General features: G+C 53.6%; 14 protein-coding genes. 10 read left to right on the top strand and 4 right to left on the bottom strand.

Annotated elements, in window-relative coordinates; translation table 11 throughout:
- Positions 1 to 158: 158 nt before the first annotated feature.
- Positions 159 to 701 (top strand): TetR/AcrR family transcriptional regulator, encoded by a 543-nt coding sequence (locus KD147_RS11255; protein WP_249319242.1) that lies wholly within the window; start codon positions 159 to 161, stop codon positions 699 to 701.
- Between the two features lie 87 nt (positions 702 to 788).
- Here the strand turns inward: KD147_RS11255 and gorA are convergent, their stop codons facing one another.
- Positions 789 to 2,150 carry a glutathione-disulfide reductase gene (gorA, locus tag KD147_RS11250; protein ID WP_212547922.1) on the bottom strand — a complete coding sequence of 454 codons (1,362 nt, stop codon included), beginning with the start codon at positions 2,148 to 2,150 and terminating at the stop codon, positions 789 to 791.
- 136 nt (positions 2,151 to 2,286) lie between these two features.
- Between gorA and prlC the strand changes: the two genes are divergently transcribed.
- The 4 genes from prlC to KD147_RS11230 all read left to right on the top strand — a co-directional run bounded on the left by prlC (position 2,287) and on the right by KD147_RS11230 (position 7,776).
- Positions 2,287 to 4,326, top strand: coding sequence for an oligopeptidase A (gene prlC, locus KD147_RS11245; protein ID WP_212547921.1), 2,040 nt, complete (start codon positions 2,287 to 2,289; stop codon positions 4,324 to 4,326).
- A 130-nt stretch (positions 4,327 to 4,456) separates the two neighbouring features.
- Entirely contained in the window at positions 4,457 to 5,218 is a 762-nt protein-coding gene (locus KD147_RS11240) for a class I SAM-dependent methyltransferase (RefSeq protein WP_212547920.1), read from the top strand.
- Between the two features lie 103 nt (positions 5,219 to 5,321).
- Entirely contained in the window at positions 5,322 to 7,256 is a 1,935-nt protein-coding gene (locus KD147_RS11235; protein ID WP_212547919.1) for a methyl-accepting chemotaxis protein, read from the top strand.
- 46 nt (positions 7,257 to 7,302) lie between these two features.
- Positions 7,303 to 7,776 carry a peroxiredoxin gene (locus KD147_RS11230; protein ID WP_105188331.1) on the top strand — a complete coding sequence of 158 codons (474 nt, stop codon included), beginning with the start codon at positions 7,303 to 7,305 and terminating at the stop codon, positions 7,774 to 7,776.
- A gap of 68 nt (positions 7,777 to 7,844) precedes the next feature.
- Here KD147_RS11230 and KD147_RS11225 read toward each other — a convergent pair whose 3' ends face one another.
- Positions 7,845 to 9,959, bottom strand: a complete 2,115-nt coding sequence (locus KD147_RS11225; protein ID WP_212547918.1) for a S8 family peptidase — start codon at positions 9,957 to 9,959, stop codon at positions 7,845 to 7,847.
- A gap of 355 nt (positions 9,960 to 10,314) precedes the next feature.
- Between KD147_RS11225 and KD147_RS11220 the strand changes: the two genes are divergently transcribed.
- On the top strand, positions 10,315 to 11,499 hold the full coding sequence (locus tag KD147_RS11220) for a BaiN/RdsA family NAD(P)/FAD-dependent oxidoreductase (protein ID WP_105255832.1): 1,185 nt from the start codon (positions 10,315 to 10,317) through the stop codon (positions 11,497 to 11,499).
- Positions 11,500 to 11,573: 74 nt separating this feature from the next.
- On the opposite strand, the gene KD147_RS11215 is transcribed toward KD147_RS11220, so the two are convergent.
- Positions 11,574 to 12,128, bottom strand: coding sequence for a hypothetical protein (locus KD147_RS11215; RefSeq protein WP_105188328.1), 555 nt, complete (start codon positions 12,126 to 12,128; stop codon positions 11,574 to 11,576).
- A gap of 242 nt (positions 12,129 to 12,370) precedes the next feature.
- Between KD147_RS11215 and murI the strand changes: the two genes are divergently transcribed.
- From murI to KD147_RS11195, 4 genes are all read left to right on the top strand, one after another.
- Complete coding sequence (murI, locus tag KD147_RS11210; protein ID WP_212547917.1) at positions 12,371 to 13,207, top strand: glutamate racemase; 837 nt, start codon at positions 12,371 to 12,373, stop codon at positions 13,205 to 13,207.
- 198 nt (positions 13,208 to 13,405) lie between these two features.
- The gene (gene pdsO / locus KD147_RS11205) at positions 13,406 to 14,122 is read left to right on the top strand and encodes a sortase-associated OmpA-like protein PdsO (RefSeq protein ID WP_212547916.1); all 717 of its coding nucleotides are present in this window, start codon (positions 13,406 to 13,408) and stop codon (positions 14,120 to 14,122) included.
- A 64-nt stretch (positions 14,123 to 14,186) separates the two neighbouring features.
- Positions 14,187 to 16,184, top strand: a complete 1,998-nt coding sequence (locus KD147_RS11200; RefSeq protein WP_349304693.1) for a marine proteobacterial sortase target protein — start codon at positions 14,187 to 14,189, stop codon at positions 16,182 to 16,184.
- A complete protein-coding gene (locus KD147_RS11195) occupies positions 16,177 to 16,794 on the top strand; it encodes a class GN sortase (protein ID WP_212547914.1) in 618 nt (205 codons plus the stop codon). The genes KD147_RS11200 and KD147_RS11195 overlap by 8 nt, the downstream gene beginning before the upstream one ends.
- Here KD147_RS11195 and KD147_RS11190 read toward each other — a convergent pair.
- Positions 16,698 to 17,642: a DMT family transporter gene (locus KD147_RS11190; RefSeq protein ID WP_212547913.1), complete on the bottom strand. Its 945-nt coding sequence runs from the start codon at positions 17,640 to 17,642 to the stop codon at positions 16,698 to 16,700. The two genes, KD147_RS11195 and KD147_RS11190, sit on opposite strands and share 97 nt — an antisense overlap.
- Between the last annotated feature and the right edge of the window lie 12 nt (positions 17,643 to 17,654).

The raw sequence follows: 17,654 nt of genomic DNA, 5'->3' as shown, positions 1-17,654 counted from the left end.
TGTCATCTAATTTTCTTGTTTTTCATCGCCTGGTTGTGCTCAAATGTTTTTAATGTCCAGCAGGACCCAAGTCAGTAAAAGAGTCTATGACAAATTCGAATGCTAAAAGCACAGCCCAACGCACTCCCCAGCAGGAAAGGGGATTTCGCCGTGTGCAAATGTTACTAGATGCCGCCGCCAAAATAATTGAAGCTGATGGATTGGCAAACTTGACCATGCAAAACCTGGCGAAAATGGCGCACACCTCTATCGGCTCCCTTTATCATTTCTTCTCCGACCGGGATGCGGTACTCAAAGCCTTGTTCGAGCGACACGAAGAGTCCATTGGCGATATAGTGCGTACCCTGGAAGAGGTGGATGATCAGCTGTGGTTAACCCTGTCTCCCTATGAGCTGGTTGATAAGTTGTTGCTGCCCTTTGCCAATTATGTGTGGCAGCACGGCGATTATTTACCGGTTGTGCAAGAAGTGCGTCAGCCTCATAAAAACTCCGAATTTATTCTCTTTATGACCAAGATAGTGGCCTTGCGTAACCCGGATTTATCGCCACAAGACAGTCAATTTCTGGCGATTATGGTCCAGAACATCACCGCCGGTACCATGCAGCAAGCATATTTGCTCGAGCCGAACAGCGTCGAGGCAACGGTGAATGAACTGCATTTAGTGCTGGGGAGTTATCTGGCGGAAAAGGAACGAGGTTAAGGGGAATGGTGGCTGGGGCAGGAAAGATTTCTTAAGATAAAAAAAGGGCCTAGTGGCCCTTTTTTTAGGTGAATTGTTCACACACTCTTAGCGCATAGTAACAAATTCTTCAGAGCCCGTCGGGTGTATCGCCACCACCGCATCAAAGTCGGCCTTGGTTGCGCCCATCTTCATCGCCACGGCAAAGCCCTGGATCATCTCATCCACGGCAAAGCCGATGCCGTGCAAGCCGATGATCTTCTCTTCCTTGCCCAGGCACACCAGCTTCATCGCACAAGGTTGACGGTGCTGAGTCACAGCGGTATACATGGCGGCGAAGCTTGAGGTGTACACCTTGATATTTTCCTCACCGTGCTCGGCAATGGCCTGCTCTTCGCTTAGGCCTATGGTGCCGATGGGCGGGTGGCTAAAGACCACGGTAGGAACCAGGTTATAGTCCATCTTCATATCATTCGGCAGCTCGTCATTAAACAGGCGCTCGGAAAGAATACGGCCGGCCTTAACCGCCACCGGCGTCAGCTCGATACCGCCTTCGATAATATCGCCCACCGCATACACGCCTTCGGCCGTGGTGTTTTGATACTCATCGACTTTCACATAACCGGACTCGGTCACTTCCACACCCGCCGCGGCAATATTGATGGCGTCCGTGGTAGGCGTGCGGCCAATGGCCCAGATCACCTGGTCGACATTTTGGCTGTGACCATTTTCGAAGTGCAGGGTCAGGCTGCCATCCGCTTCTTTAACCACTTCTTTTGGTGAGCACTCGGTGTGCAGGGTCGGGCCTTCTTTTTTCATTACCTCGACCAGGGTTTCAACCAGCATGCCATCAAAGGTGCGCAGCGGCGCATGACGACGTACAAAGAGGTGAGTTTCTGTGCCCAGGCTATTCAATACACCGGCAATTTCCACGGCGATATAGCCAGCGCCCACGACGGCAACGCGCTTGGGTTGCTCATTTAATTCAAAGAAGCCGTTAGAGTCGATGCCATGCTCGGCTCCGGGAATATTAGGAATGGTCGGGCGACCACCGACGGCCACCAGGATATGGTCGGCGCTGTAGTGCTCGCCATTCACTTCCACGGTTTTGTTATCGACAAACTTGGCAAAGCCATTGATTACGGTAACGCCATTGCTGGCCAGGTATTTATTGTAACCCTGGTGGATACGGCCAATATAGGCTTCGCGGCTTTCCACCAGTTTTTGCCAGTTAAAGTCTTTTAGCTCAACATCAAAGCCATAATCCGGTGCGTAGAGTTTAATGGCTTCGGCAACTTGGGCGCCGTGCCACATTACTTTTTTCGGTACACAACCCACGTTTACGCAGGTGCCGCCCAGGTGAGTGGCTTCAATCAGGGCCACCTTGGCACCGCGCATGGCGGCACGGTTAGCCGAGGCGATACCGCCACTGCCGCCACCGATGCAAATATAATCAAAGTGTTGAGACATGTTGTTTATTCCTATGAACTTTTACTGTCATATTTGGTTTGCCATACCATAGCAGAAATGAAGGCGCTGATCTGCACTTGTATTTTGCCGTATTGCCCCAAGAATGTAGGTATTAATCGTATTATGAGACTCAGTTATGACTAACCCCTTGATCGCCCTCGAAGGCTTGCCGCCGTTTTCAAAAATTAAGCCCGAGCATATGCAACCGGCCGTCGAACATGGCATCAAAGAATGTAAAGACACCATAGCCCAGGTTCTTGAAGCGCAGGATTTTACCTGGCAAGGCCTGGTGATGCCTCTGGAAGAGGCCGATGACAAACTGGGCCGATTGTTTTCACCCGTCTCCCATATGCACTCGGTGGTAAACAGCCCTGAGCTGCGCGAAGCGTACGACGCGGTATTGCCGCTGTTGAGCGAATACAGCACCTTTGTGGGTCAACATCAGGGTCTGTTCGATGCCTATACGGCACTGGCCAACAGCGATGAATACACTCGCCTAAGCAAGGCGCAAAAGAAGGTCATAGATAACGCCCTGCGCGACTTTAAATTATCGGGCATCGCATTGAATGACAAGGATAAAAAACGCTACGGCGAAATCGTCAGTCGCCTGAGTGAGCTCAGCGCCAAGTTCGGCAATAATGTAATGGATGCCACCTTGGCCTGGCAAAAGCATATCACCGATGAGAGTGAGCTGGCCGGTTTGCCCGAGTCGGCAAAAGACCTGGCGGCACACACCGCCCAAAGCAAAGAATTAGAAGGTTGGTTGTTTACCCTGGATATTCCCTCGTACCTGCCGATCATGACCCATGCGGATAACCGCGAACTACGTGAAGAAGCCTACACCGCTTTTGTTACCCGCGCCTCAGATCAGGGCCCTAACGCCGGCGAATATGACAACAGTGCCATTATGGACGAAGAGCTGAAACTACGTCATGAACTGGCGCAGTTGTTAGGCTTTGAGAATTATGCCCAAAAGTCACTGGCAACCAAGATGGCCGACTCAACGGAGCAGGTATTTGGCTTCCTCAACGACCTGGCCGCCAAGTCTAAACCGCAGGCGCAGCAAGACTTAGAGGAGCTGCGCACCTATGCCGAGCAAACGCACGGTGTAACGGCGCTGGAAGCCTGGGATTATGCCTATTACAGCGAGAAGCTAAAGCAGGAAAAATATGCCATCAGCGACGAGCAGTTGCGTCCTTATTTCCCCGAAGACAGGGTTCTGAGCGGCTTGTTTAAAACCGTTGAAAAGCTGTTTGCCATTCGTGTTGAAGAGCAAAAAGAATTTGATACTTATCATAAAGACGTACGCTTTTTCGAGATTTACGACAGCAGCGATACCCTGCGTGGTCGCTTCTACCTCGACCTCTATGCCCGTGAGCACAAACGTGGCGGCGCCTGGATGGACGACTGCATGGGCCGCAAGGTGCGTTTAGGCGGACAATTGCAAACTCCGGTGGCCTACTTAGTGTGTAACTTTAACCGTCCGGTGGGCGATAAGCCGGCGCTGTTTACCCATGACGAAGTGGTCACTCTGTTCCATGAGTTTGGCCATGGTCTGCACCATATGCTGACTCAGGTAGATGCCGCCGCCGTTGCCGGCATTAACGGTGTCGCCTGGGATGCGGTGGAGCTGCCAAGTCAGTTTTTAGAAAACTGGTGTTACGAGCAGGAGGCGCTGGCCTTTATCTCGGGCCATTATGAAACTCATGAGCCTTTGCCGAAGGAGCTGTTGGATAAGCTATTGGCGGCGAAGAACTACCAGTCGGCGATGCAGATGGTGCGTCAGCTTGAGTTCTCCTTGTTTGATTTTCATATTCATGCGGATTACGACCCCAGCAAGGGCAGTGAAATCCAGGCCATCCTCGATCGTGTGCGGGAGCAGGTGTCGGTTGTTAAGGCGCCAAGCTTTAATCGTTTCCAGCATAGCTTTAGCCACATTTTCGCCGGTGGCTACAGCGCCGGTTATTACTCTTACAAATGGGCGGAAGTGCTCTCGGCCGATGCCTTCTCTAAATTTGAGGAAGAAGGGATCTTTAACGCCGACACCGGCCGTGCCTTCTTAACTCATATCCTTGAGCAGGGTGGCTCGGAGGAGCCGGCTGTGTTGTTTGAGCGTTTCCGTGGTCGTGCACCAAGTGTGGATGCGCTGCTGCGTCACAGCGGCATTGCTGCTTAAGGCTATGCCGAAAGCATTGCCAATGGCGTAGCCAAATATTTAGCCGCACTTTTCACTGTATTTAAGTGAAGGGTGCGGCTAAAAATCCTGATATCATACCCCCTCAACAGCCATTTCCACGGAGAAAGTCGTGCACATCTATTGCCGTATCGATGCCGCGCAAGCCTATTGCGATACCCTAAGCCAGCGCTTTAAGTTGGATGAATGTCCACTCGATGAGCAATTTTACCTGCAATACGATGAGTTGGGATTGGCCTTATGCAAGCGTGACGAGCCCAAGCTCACGCCCATTCGTGTCGACTTTGTCGAAGGTGCCGCGGCTCACCGCCGTAAGTTTGGTGGCGGCAAAGGCCAGGCCATTGCCAAGGCGGTCGGCCTGAATAAGGGCGCCACGCCCCATGTGCTCGACGCCACCGCCGGACTTGGCCGTGATGCTTTTGTACTGGCTTCGCTCGGCTGCAAGGTGACCCTGTTTGAACGCCACCCCGTGGTCGCGGCCTTGCTGTATGATGGCCTGGAACGCGCCTACCTGGATGCGGAAATCGGCCCCTGGATGAAGGAGCGCATGCACCTGCATCATGGCAGCAGCCATGTGCTGTTAGAGAAGCAACCCCTTTCCGAGGGGGAGGTTGATGTGGTGTACCTCGACCCCATGTTCCCGCATCGGGAAAAATCCGCTTTGGTCAAAAAGGAAATGCGGGTGTTCCAATCCCTGGTGGGGGATGACGGCGATGCCGATGATCTGCTGACGCCGGCGCTGCAACTGGCGAGTAAAAGGGTGGTGGTTAAGCGCCCGGATTATGCGCCGTTTTTAAACGAACACACTCCCAGCACTCAGATCAAGACTAAGAAAAACCGTTTCGATGTGTACGTGAATGCGGCCATGAAATAACCTGTTTTCGAATTAGGTAATATCTTATTTTTGTATTATTTTCATATCCTTGTCATAAATAATTAATATTCTACGCGCATTGTTATCGACCTAAGAGATAGGCATGCGCGTCTCAACCTTTACGCGATTGCTCGCGTTACTGCTTTCTTTGGCCAGTTTAATGCTGGTAGCGACCCTGTGGTGGGCGTTTGCAACTCTGCAAACCCTGGAACAGCAAAGCAGCCAATACGGCTTACTCAAAAACGACATCACCCTAGCGCTGACCGCGGACATTGAAGACTACCTAAGTGCCGGCGATGCCCAGTACCTGCTCAATGCCGAGCATAGGTTGAAGCGCATGCAAACGGAGCAACTCCCCGGCTTATCCCCAACCTTGGAGCAACAGCTTGCGCCGCTGTTAACCCAGTTGGTTAAAGGCATAGAAGGGGATTACCGTGCCCTGGGTAAACTCTCGGGTAACAGCAGTGCATTGTTGGACAATGCCCTTAGACAAATGGCCGGCTCGGCCAATTCCCTGCTTAATTATGCCCGTCAGGCGCAGCCCGACAAGCGCGCCTTAGCCACCGAATATATCGCCCTAGCCGGCGATTATTATCAAAGCGTGCTGACCTTGAGTCTGGCCACTCAGGCCCTGTATCAGGATTACAGCAGTGAAAAAGAAGCAAACGTCAATCAGGCGCTGGCACAACTCAATGCCTTGGCCGCAGACATCGAGGCCCTGGATAACCTGGGAGTGATGAGTGAGGTTGATGAAGACGAGTTGTTCTTTGACGCCGAGCCCGAAGATCTGGCCGCTGAAATTAAAGCGGAGATCCGCTCCTGGCCGAAGCGTTTTCCTCGCGATTTACAAGGCACCTTAGAGCAGGGACAAACGCGCCAGCAAGGCATGCAGCAGTTACGCGCCGAAGTGGCGGCCATTGCCGAGGTGGTGGTGGCTGCCGAGCAGCAGTTGTTAGCCGAGCAGGAGGCGGTGAAAACCCGTGTACTTTTCTTCTTTGGTGCGGCGATTGGTGGCTTATTGCTGTTGGCGGGGGCGGTGTATTTGTTGCAGCGCTCTCAGGTGCTGAACCCCTTGCGCCAGCTTCGTGATGGCTTTGCTGACTTGCTCGACAGCAACGAGCCGGCGCCCATCATCAGTAAAAATGCCCACACCGAGGTGGGGGAAATCGCCGCCTATTTTAATCAACTGTTGCAGCGCCAGCAGGCACAAGCCCAGGCCCGACAGCAGATGCTGCAGGTGATCAACGAGTTTATGCGTGAAATGAGTGAAAACCTGGAACACATCAGTCAGGGTGCGGAGCAAAGTACGGCACTGGCCGGCCATAGTCAAAGCCTGTTGACTCAGGTGCAGCACCTGGGTGATGACGTCAACAGTGTGAATGCCCAGGTGGCGGCCAATGCCCAGCAGACCCATGCGTCGATGGCGCAGAGCGTGAGTGTTGCCGAGGCCATGTTGCATGCTTCGGCAACCACGGAGCAGCGTATCGACGATGGCATGCAGAGCCTGCGTCAGTTGCTGGCCGGTGTGGACGATGTGTCTAAGGTGTTGGATGTGATCAACAATATTGCCGAGCAAACCAACCTGCTGGCGCTCAACGCCGCCATCGAGTCGGCGCGGGCCGGCGAGCATGGCCGCGGTTTCGCCGTGGTCGCCGATGAAGTGCGTAAACTGGCGCAGCAAACACAGCAATCGCTGGGCGATATTCATGCCCAACTGGGCGAACTCAGTGGTCATTCGCAACGGGTGTCGCAAAACATCTGCGAGCTGGCGACCCAGGCGCAAACGCAAACGGATAATGCCCAGGAGCTTAAACGCACCGCCGAAGACGTATCGCAAAGTGCCGCCCAGGCCAATGAGGTGGCGGCACAGGCCACCGATTACGCCCAGCGTCAGCAGGAAATGCTGAGTGAGTTTGAGTCATCGATGCAGGCAATGCAGACGCAAATCGAGAGCTCCGACAGCAAGGTGAAGGGCATTTATCAAAGCTTGCAGCAACAAATGCAGACAATTCGTGAGAGTCTGGGTTTAAAAGCGTGATAATGGCCCAAGATCTACCCTGATTCTATAAAAGAAGGAAGTCATTATGATTGCCCAAGGTCAAAAAATTCCAGCCGCAAGCCTGACACAACTAGGCGAGCAGGGGCTGAACCATTTCACTACCGACGAGTTGTTCGCCAATAAAAAAGTGGTACTGTTTGCCGTACCCGGCGCTTTTACACCGACCTGCTCGGCGGCGCATTTGCCAGGCTTTGTTGTTCTGCGCGAAGAGTTTACTGCAAAAGGCGTTGACGAAGTCATGTGTGTGTCGGTGAACGATGCCTTTGTTATGAAGGCCTGGGGCGAGAGCCAGAATGCCGATCGTATTCGCATGCTGGCCGATGGCGATGCCAGCTTTACCAAGGCCCTGGGGCTGGATAAAGACACGGGTGACTTCGGTGGCGTGCGTTCAACACGCTATGCCATGGTGGTAGACAATGGCGTGGTTACCCAGCTGTTTGTGGAAGAAGACAAGCAGTTTGAAGTATCTAAAGCCGAGCATGTACTGGCGAACCTTTAATAAGGGTTCGTTTTGCTTGCATAAAAAAGGCCGCATCACGCGGCCTTTTTGCTGGGTAGGAGAATATCCTAAGGGTTATATTGCGCGTTTAATGTCACACCAGAGAAGGTCTGGTAAGCATTAAGGCTAATATGCCAGGTACCCGCTTGTGGGTTGCTAAAGCTACAGCTTTCGTTGTTGCCGCCTTTATAAGGACGACAGTCATAGCTGCTTGCCGTAGGCTGTGCGCCAAAGCGAACAAATAGGTCGGCATCACCTGTACCACCGGAGATATTTACATCCAAGGTGCTCATGCCCGCAGGCACTTCCAATGTGTAGTGTTTCCACTGACCCGCCGATGCTGAAATATCGGCTACGGTACCGCCACCGCCGGTGCCCGTGCCGCCACCTGAGGTAGTTAGCTCACCCAGTAGCGATGCATTGCTGTAGGCGCTGTAACCGCGCAGCATCACGTAGTAGGTGCCCGCCGTTGGGTTGTCGATGCTACAGGTTTCGTTGTTACCGTTCTCATATGGACGGCAATCATAGCTTGATGTGGTTGGCGCGCTGCCCGCCTTAACATACATGTCCAGGTCGCCGCTGCCACCGCTGGTGGTGAAGGTCACGTTAGTGGCGCCCGAAGGTACCGTCATGGTGTAGGTTGTTTCAGAGCCGGCTGCGCCGCTTAAACCAGTTTCTGCCGTGCCTGGTGTCAGCTCATTGCCACCGCTGGGTGGTGGTGTACCGCCGCTTGCCTGAGCAACCGCAGCCGCCGCATCAACGATACCGGTACCACAGCTGGTACAGGTTGCGCTAAAGCCCTTGGTGGTCGACTTCAGGATGCTTTCTATTTCATCCGGTGTCGCCGTGGGTTTAGCTTGTTTGATAAGTGCAGCCACACCCGCTACGTGAGGCGCCGCCATAGAGGTGCCTTGCGAGTAGTGGTAGCTGTCGCTTGAAGGTGAGGTTGAGCCCGAGTTGTGGGTAGATAAGATACCTTCAGGGTCGTTAGCGAAGCTTTGTGCGCCACCCGGTGCCGCCACATCGATGTTTGAACCATAGTTTGAGTAGTAGGCTCGACCACCGTTACGGCCAACCGAGGCCACGTTGATTACACCGCTACAGTTACCCGGGTTGTAGTTTGCCGAATTGTCGTTGTCGTTACCGGCGGCGATAACAATCGCAGTGCCGTTGGCACGTGCCTGGTTGATGGCGTTTTGGGTAGTAGAGCTACATGAACCGCTGCCACCTAGACTCATGTTGATCACATCCGCTGGATTAGCGTTGGCTGGTACGCCCGATACCGAACCACCTGATGCCCATACGATGGCATCGGCGATGTCTGATGTTAAACCACCACATTTACCCAGTACACGAACCGGCACAACTTTGGCGTCATAGGCAACACCCGTTACCCCTTCGCCATTGTTGGCAACGGCCGCTACCGTACCCGCTACGTGAGTGCCGTGCCAGCTTGAACCTTGTGCACCGTGTGTGTAACCACACTCGTTTGCGGTAATGGCATCACCCGGATCCTGGGCGTCGTTATCGCGACCGCCGCCATCGTTGGCAACGAAGGTGTCGGAGATCATGTCATAACCAGGGAGGATATTGGCGTTTAAGTCGGCGTGTGGGCGGTAACCCGTATCAAGCACGGCCACGGTTACACCGGCACCGGTTGCTGAGTCCCATGCCGCTGGTGCGTTAATGCCTGCGGCCGCTTCATAGTAGTGCCACTGATCGCCGTAGCGTGGGTCGTTCGGTGTGGCGAACGGCTTTAACATCTGGTCGATTTCGATGTATTCCACTTCGCCGCTGGCAACCATGTCTTGCATGAACTGCTGTGCTTCTTGCGCCGATAATTTCTTATCTGTACGGATCACGTGGTGATTTTGCAGGGCCATTTCTCGCACGTATTGAGCGCGAGCCTGGCCACGATTGGTTTTAAAGCCATCAACAAATTTCTTTGCACGCGCCTTGCCATTGCCTGGCATGGTCGCAGCACTGGTGCCTAGCTCGGCGTTGTCTTTGTACTTGATGATAAAGCGCGTGGTTAATGGCGATTGGCCTTTTAGCTTGGCCTGAGTTTGTGCCAGTGTTGCCTGTTGCGGCGCCGTCACTTCTTGAATGTCATTCGCGTAGAGGGCCGATGAGCTAATAGCCATCGGGATTGCTAGCGCGAGGAGTGTTTTTCTAGTTGTCATAAGAGTCCCCATTTATTTTTAGTTTGTACCCAAATGGTACACTTCGCAGAGGATGGTAAATTATTTGTTAATATTTTTGTAATAACTTTTGGAAATAAAAGAGGTACAAGTTGTTATATCTGGCCGTATATACGGTTAAAATTAATCACTTAGTACCTTTATTTTTGTTTCCATTAATACTTTTGGTTTAGTTTTGGTTGGCTGGTTTTTGTTCTATTGTTGCTTTGGGTGCAATTCAACCTGCGTTTAAATTCGGTGCTCTTGTCTGGCATTCGGCGCGTTTAATTAACCCGGGTAAATATCTTTGTCGGCCCTGGCTTGGTAGAATAGCGGCGGTTTTTCTAGGGGTGATGTTGTGATTAAAAAAGATGTGGTGATTATTGGTGCCGGTGCTGCGGGTTTAATGTGTGCAGCGCAAGCGGGTTACCGTGGCCGCGATGTAGTGGTGGTCGATATGGGCAAAAAGCCCGGCCGTAAGATCCTGATCAGCGGCGGTGGTCGTTGTAACTTTACCAACGAAAATGCCAGCCCCGAAAATTACCTCTGTGCCAACCCGCACTTCGTAAAATCCTGCTTGAGTCGCTACACTCAGCGCGACTTTATAGACCTGGTCGACCGCCACGGTCTGCAATACCACCACAAAACCCTCGGCCAATTGTTCTGTGATAACAGCGCCCAAGACATCGTTGATATTCTTATGACCGAATGTGAATGGGCGGGCGTAAGCGTACAATTGCGCAGCGAAGTCATCAGTGTGGAAAAAACCGAGCAAGGCTACATAGTAACAACCAGCACGCACACCTATGAATGTGAATCCCTGGTGGTGGCATCCGGTGGCCTTACCATGCCAAAACTGGGCGCCACGCCAATCGGTTATAAAATTGCCGAGCAGTTCGGGTTAAAGGTGTTGCCTACCATGGCTGCCTTGGTGCCATTTACCCTGCACCAGCATGATAAAGACCGTTTTGATGGCCTCTCGGGCATCAGCGTCGATTGCCTGGTGACAAGCGAGTGCGGTACCCAATTTCGCGAGAATATTCTCTTTACTCACCGCGGCTTATCTGGCCCGGCCATTTTGCAAATCAGCTCATTTTGGCGCGCAGGGCAGGCAGTGAGTATTAACTTACTTCCTACCCTAAACATCACCGAATGGTTAGAACAACAACGCCAGCAAAGCGCACAAAAGTCATTGAAAAATGCCTTGGCGACCATTTTACCGAAACGCTTTGTGGAAATGCTGCACGACACCAAGGCCATTCCTGAGGCCAATATCAATCAGCTGACTCACGGCCAAATTGCCGCGTTGCATGACTACCTGCATAACTGGCAAATCAAACCCAATGGCACCGAAGGCTATCGCACCGCCGAAGTGACATTAGGAGGCGTGGATACCGATGAACTCAGCTCAAAAACCTTTGAAGCAAAAAAAGCACCGGGCCTATACTTTATTGGTGAAGTCACCGACGTCACCGGCTGGCTCGGCGGCTACAACTTCCAATATGCGTGGAGCTGCGGCTTCGCCTGTGGGCAGTATTGTTAGGCTTTCCCACAAAAGACAAGATTAATAAAAAGGGTGACCTAAGCGTCACCCTTTTTTAATTCAATCCTAGTAACTTACGCCGCCTGGGTGATCCTGCCGTTTTGGCACAGCGGGTGCTGGCGCACATAGTCGAGGATGCGCTGCTCCATGGTGGTAAAGCAGGGGCCGCCATAGTAGACGATGGTTTCGTGATGGGTGCTGCTGTGGCAATTGCGTTTGCCGCTGTGAGCCAGCAGGGTTTCAACCTCGGCGAGCACATCGTTGATATCGTGTTGCTCGTAAATGGTCTCGGGCAGGGTGAGGTTATCGAAATGCAGGGCCAGCACCTCATGATTGCCGATGGCAAATTCGTCGCGGTCAATAAACAGCTTAGAGCCCTTGGGCAAACCGATCCCCTCCAGGGTGTCGATAATGGCGCGCTTGGCCTGGTCGATATCGCCGCTGACCAAGACGTCAAGCTCACAATACTCGATTTGGTTTTCTGCATTTAGCTGGGTGCCGGCACCCGTGACTTCCCCTAATTGCAGTCGCTGCAATACCTCATCCAATGGGTCTTCATAGGTGTCGCCGCGGTCTATGGGCTGACACTTATCATTAATACGAACCGTGATATATACATCCTTACTCATTGGGGACTCTCCCTGATGCGGTGTTTGATTATGAAAATAGAATGCGCATTACTCTTTGAATTTACGCGCAGTAAGCATTAATTTTTAGCAGCTATTGGCATTTAGGCAAGGTTATACAGAAGGTTCTGCCGAAGGCGGACGAGAGGAAAGAGGGTGACGCCGTGATTGGACTTGGCTTTGACCGTCAAAGGCCCTAAAATTTGCCACCCAAAGGTTTTGCCCCAAGTAATGTGTACTCGGCTATGAATAAGCAAGCGATAGGTATTTTTGACTCCGGCGTCGGCGGCCTTGCCGTGGCCCAGGCGGTGCATCAATTGCTGCCGAGCGAAGACCTGCTTTATATCGCCGACTCTGGCTTTATGCCCTATGGCAGTAAAACGCCGGACGAAATACGCGGGCGCTGCCATGCCATAGTCGATTATATGGCGACCCAGGGCGCCAAGGCGGTGGTGGTGGCCTGTAATACCGCCACCATGGCGGCCATTGGCTCACTACGCGCGCATTATTCCTTACCTATAGTTGGCGTCGAACCCGGCGTGAAACCCGCATTGCAGCAAAGTAAAAGTGGCGTTATTGGCGTGCTGGCCACCCCCAGTACCATAGCGTCGCAGAGCTTTCAGCGCCTGTGCCGGCAACAGGCCGAAGACCTGGGGCGCATTGTTTTTCAACCTTGTCCCGAATTGGCGGCGACCATAGAAGCCCTGCATCTCGACGGTGATCACACGGAGGCACTATTGCGCCGTTATTGTGAGCCTCTACTGAGCCAGGGGGTGGATGTGCTGGTCTTGGGCTGCACCCATTACGCCTTTATTGCCCCCTTGCTAAGACGCATTCTGCCCTCGGGCGTTAGCCTTATCACCACCGAGCAGGCGGTGGCCTTGCAATTACAGCGCCGTTTAGCGCCAAGCCATCAGTTAGGAACGCAGTTAGGAACGCAGCCCAGCGCAACGCCGGGTCGAGTACGTTTGCTCACCAGTGGTGACAGTCAGCGCTTTAGCGCCCAGTTACAGGTGCTGTGGCCGAGTGTCGAAAACCCTGTAATTACCCCCTTGCACTTATCCTGCGCTGAGCTCGGTTAGCCCTCTTTAACTCCTTGTTTTAAAGCCTGTTAAGTTGGCGGTCAGGCTTGCCACTTTGTTGCCATAATTGCCCTCTGTTTTTCCATTTTTGCGCCCCTTTTTTGCCACTGTGCCTTGTTTTAATAACTACCAAGCAAGGCGAGGAAGCAACCACTTCTGTTCTTGCCCCAACCCATTAAGAATTGAAGGATGACGACGATGAAAAAACACATTTTAGTAACTGCATTAGTATCAACTTTGGTAGCGGCGCCAGCGATGGCAAAAGAGCAAAAAGAGCTGGCCACGGAAACCGCCTGGGGTCTGGGCGCCGGTGCTACGGTAGGGGCCATTGTTGGCGGTCCTATCGGAGCCTTTGCCGGAGCCTTTATCGGCGGCATTATCGGCGAAAAGGAAGCGGCGCACAGCACCATCAAGTCACAGCAAGTGCAGCTGAGCCAATACCAGGGCACGGAGCAACAGCTGCACAGCACCCTGGAGCAAAACCGCGCACTGACGGCGCAAATCAACGCCCTGGAAGATGAGCAAAATCGTTTAGAGCAAGCCCGTATCGACAACCTCCTGGCCATGACGGTGCAGTTTCGTTCCGGCTCGGCGCACATCGAACCCCACTTTGCCGAGCAGCTGGATCACCTGGCGGAGATCCTTAAGCGTAAGCCTGACTTAAACCTTAACCTCAATGGCTATGCCGATGTGCAAGGGGATGAGCAAGCGAATCTAGACCTGTCTCAGCGCCGTGCTGATGCGGTGCAGCAGTACCTGGTAAAGCAAGGCGTGGCCGCCACCCAGCTGTTCGCCGAAGGGCGAGGTGAGCAGAAAATTGTCGCCAATGGTAACGAATATGAAACGAACTTCTTTGATCGTCGCGTAACCTTGACGGCCCGCGGTGCGCAGCAAAACCGCATGGCGAAAAACTAAGCCACCGCAATCCGAGGACCAAATTATGTTGAGTTGTCCTAACAAAGTGCTCACAGCCCTCGCTGTGAGCCTTTTATCCCTAATTTTCTTTACCCCCGCCAATGCCAGTGCCTTCTCCGACGGCCAGGCACAACTGCAATTTAGCGATGTTCAGGGTGCGAATGTGACGCCTGGCGTCCTTTTGAGTACCCGAGCGTCCATGCAGATCACCGGGCTGATCAACCAGGTGCAGGTGACCCAGGTGTTTGTGAACTGCCACCCCTTTGCGGTCAACGCCCAGTACCTGTTTCCATTGCCAAGCGAAAGCGCGGTGCATGCCATGACCATGAAGGTCGGCGAGCGCACCATAGTGGGTAAAATTGCCGAGAAGCAGCAGGCCGAGCGTCAATATCGCGCCGCCCAGCGTGCCGGTAAACGGGCGGCCTTGGTAAAGCAGCAGCGCGCTAATATGTTTTCCTCGCGGGTTGCCAATCTTGGCCCAGGCGAGCGGGTGGAAATCACCCTGAGTTATCAGGAGATGATCCGTTTTCGCGATGCCGAGCTCAGCGTGCGCCTGCCGATGACCTTTACGCCGCGCTATCATCCTCGTAGTTATGCCCTGGAAGAATTACGAGCCACTGCAAACGCCACCAATAATGGCGCGCAGGGCTGGCTGGCGCCTAAATTTGTTGAGCAACTGGCGCAGCAGCAAGACTTTATCGACGGCTCGCGTGAGCCCTTACTGCAATTGGATATAGAGATAGATTTTGGTTTGCAGCTGGAGCAGATCCGCACGCCTCACTACCAGGCTCAGGTGAGTAATCCGGACTTTGGCCGTTACCGGGTGCAATTACGTGACGATGCCATGAATCGTGATTTTGTGCTGCGTGCCAAGGTGTTGCCGAGTCAGCAGGCGCAGGCGGCCTTCTTTCGACAAACGGCGCAAAGCGGCGACTATGGACTGCTGATGCTGTTGCCGCCAAGCGACCAGTTTAGCGCCCAACAGCGCCTGGCCCGTGAGCTTATCTTTGTGATTGACAGCTCCGGCTCCATGCACGGCAGCTCCATGGATGCGGCCAAGCAGGCTCTTTTCTATGCCCTTGATAACCTGAATGAAAACGACAGTTTTAACATTATCGACTTTGATAGCAGTGCGCGCTTATTTCGCCCCCAGGCGGTGGCCGCCAATGCCTTTAATCGCGCCGATGCCGAGCGTTTTGTCTATCAATTACAGGCCGACGGCGGTACGGAAATGGCGCAGGCGCTGGACTTGGCCCTCGATGGTAAAACGCATCCAAGCTATGTGCGTCAGGTGGTGTTTTTAACCGACGGCAGCGTCGGTAACGAGCAAGCCCTGTTTGAGATGGTGCAGGGTCAACTTGGCGATAATCGGCTGTTTACCGTTGGCATAGGCAGTGCCCCCAATGGCTACTTTATGCGCCGTGCCGCCCATGTTGGCCGCGGTAGCTATACCTTTATCAGCGATGTCAGCGAGGTAAAAACCCAGATGCAGAGCCTGTTTGAGCGGCTGCAAAACCCGGCGCTGCGCGATGTACGCCTAAGTGCGGCGCGCGCCAAGGAATTGTCCTATTGGCCGCAGCCGCTACCGGATCTCTACTTTGGTGAGCCGCTGATGGTGGCGATCAAGCTGGCACCACAGCAACAAGATATTTATATCGACGCTAACACCCAGCATGGACCGTTGCGCTTAACCATGCCCATGCATGAGGTCGGTCAAACCTACCCGCACAGCGAAGCCATTGCCCGCTTGTGGGCGCGTCAGCAAATTGCCTCGCTGTTGCTTTATAACCCGGCCGAAGCGGTGCGTCCGCAGGTGCTGGATTTGGCTCTCAAACACCAGTTGCTCAGCCCCTTTACCGCCTTTATTGCCGTCGAAGAGGTGGCCACATCGACCGTGGCACAGCATAAGGAGCAGGTGGCCAATAACGTCGCCAGCGGCCAGCGGGTGCAACGCTTTGCGCAAACCGACGGGCAATCCCAGTGGCACTTATTCTTGGGCGTATTCTTGATGTTAAGCACGGCCGCCTGGTTGAGACGAGAGCGGAGACAGGCTCATGGCTAAGGGAAAGCGAGTAGCAGCCCGGGCAAGTTATTGGCGCTACGGCGCCATTGCCCTGTTCGCGTTGGGGGCAAGCTTTTTTGCTCAGGGCGCCTACATGCAGAGCAAGGCTTGGTTGGCGCAATGGTTGATTGAGCGGGCCTGGCAGCAAAGCCTGGCAGCGCCCGGAGCCAATATTCCGCCCTGGTATTATGCCGACACCCATGTGGTGGCTAAGTTGACTGTGCCCCATTTGGCGCTGGAGCGTTTTGTGCTGGCCGGCAGCAGCGGCCGTAATCTCGCGTTTGCACCAACTCATGATGAGGCCTTTGGCCCGCTTGGAGGTGAGGGCGCCAGTGTGATTGCCGCCCATAACGACACTCACTTCGCGTTTTTACGCCATGTGCAGGTGGGCGATGAATTAAGCCTGACGCTGCGCGATGGTCGCACCCTGAGTTATCGCATCGCCAGCAAACAGGTGGTGCATCAAAGCGATACTCAGGCCGCCGCAGCCAGCGGCCTGCATCTGGTGACCTGTTATCCCTTTAACTCGCCGGTAGCCGGGACCGATCTGCGCTTGCTGGTCTCGGCCTCGCTGATATCCTCTTCGTCGAGGTCGACCACCAATGCCTGATGGCGCTGGCTTATCATCACCCCGACAAAAACCACGGCGATGCTGAGCCATTGCCACAGGGTCAGTATCTCGCTCAGCACTATGGCCGACAGCAGCAGGGTGAAGATGGGGATAAGGTTGGAGTAGGCCGCGGCGGTTAGCACGGATACCTTGCTGATGGCATAGTTATACATGCCGTAGCCGCCCAGGGTAACAAAGGTGCCCAGGTAAAGAATATGGGCAAAGGCCACCGGGTCGTGCTGCTGTGGCATTTCCACAAAGAGTAAAAAGGGCGCAAAGAAAATCGAGCCCGCCAGACCCTGCAAGGCAATAAGGGTTAGCGGTGCATAACGACTGCACAGGCGTTTTACGCTCACGGTGTAAAAGGCGGCGCAGACCATGGCCAGGAATTCCAGGGTGTTGCCTAGTAAGGGGTTGGGCGCTTGCTCCGAGCTTGGCGAGACCTTGGTCAGCAGCACACTGCCGCCGATGCACAGGGTAAAGCCGACGATAATGGCGCGGCTAATGTGCTCTTTGAGCATAAAAAAGGCCAAGAATGCGACGATCAGCGGTAAACAGGAGACTATCACCCCGGCCTGAGACGCAGAGGTGTATTCCATGGCATGGCCTTCGAATAAAAAGTACAAACAGGGCTCGGCCAGACTCATGCCCAGCAGGTATTTCCAATCGCCACTTTGGTATTCAAAGCGCTTTACAAAACGCCATAAACACAGGCACACCGCCAGGGTGGTGAGCATGCGCAAAAAAATCACCACAGTCGGGTCATAGACTCCCACTGCATACTTTAAAGAGATAAAAGAGCTTCCCCATAAAAAGGTGGCAATGATCAGACAAAGGCTCGCTGGCATAAGAGATAACTA

The organism is Pseudoalteromonas sp. BDTF-M6, assembly GCF_018334135.1.
Taxonomy (GTDB): Bacteria; Pseudomonadota; Gammaproteobacteria; order Enterobacterales; family Alteromonadaceae; genus Pseudoalteromonas.
This window is presented reverse-complemented; position numbering and strand designations above follow the sequence as displayed.

What these genes read in the sequence shown, in the direction of transcription:
- KD147_RS11255 (WP_249319242.1), top strand. Translation starts at nt 159, where the DNA reads ATGTTACTAGATGCCGCCGCCAAAATAATTGAAGCTGATGGATTGGCA.
- gorA (WP_212547922.1), bottom strand. Translation starts at nt 2,150, where the DNA reads ATGTCTCAACACTTTGATTATATTTGCATCGGTGGCGGCAGTGGCGGT.
- prlC (WP_212547921.1), top strand. Translation starts at nt 2,287, where the DNA reads ATGACTAACCCCTTGATCGCCCTCGAAGGCTTGCCGCCGTTTTCAAAA.
- KD147_RS11235 (WP_212547919.1), top strand. Translation starts at nt 5,322, where the DNA reads ATGCGCGTCTCAACCTTTACGCGATTGCTCGCGTTACTGCTTTCTTTG.
- KD147_RS11230 (WP_105188331.1), top strand. Translation starts at nt 7,303, where the DNA reads ATGATTGCCCAAGGTCAAAAAATTCCAGCCGCAAGCCTGACACAACTA.
- KD147_RS11225 (WP_212547918.1), bottom strand. Translation starts at nt 9,959, where the DNA reads ATGACAACTAGAAAAACACTCCTCGCGCTAGCAATCCCGATGGCTATT.
- KD147_RS11215 (WP_105188328.1), bottom strand. Translation starts at nt 12,128, where the DNA reads ATGAGTAAGGATGTATATATCACGGTTCGTATTAATGATAAGTGTCAG.
- murI (WP_212547917.1), top strand. Translation starts at nt 12,371, where the DNA reads ATGAATAAGCAAGCGATAGGTATTTTTGACTCCGGCGTCGGCGGCCTT.
- pdsO (WP_212547916.1), top strand. Translation starts at nt 13,406, where the DNA reads ATGAAAAAACACATTTTAGTAACTGCATTAGTATCAACTTTGGTAGCG.
- KD147_RS11195 (WP_212547914.1), top strand. Translation starts at nt 16,177, where the DNA reads ATGGCTAAGGGAAAGCGAGTAGCAGCCCGGGCAAGTTATTGGCGCTAC.
- KD147_RS11190 (WP_212547913.1), bottom strand. Translation starts at nt 17,642, where the DNA reads ATGCCAGCGAGCCTTTGTCTGATCATTGCCACCTTTTTATGGGGAAGC.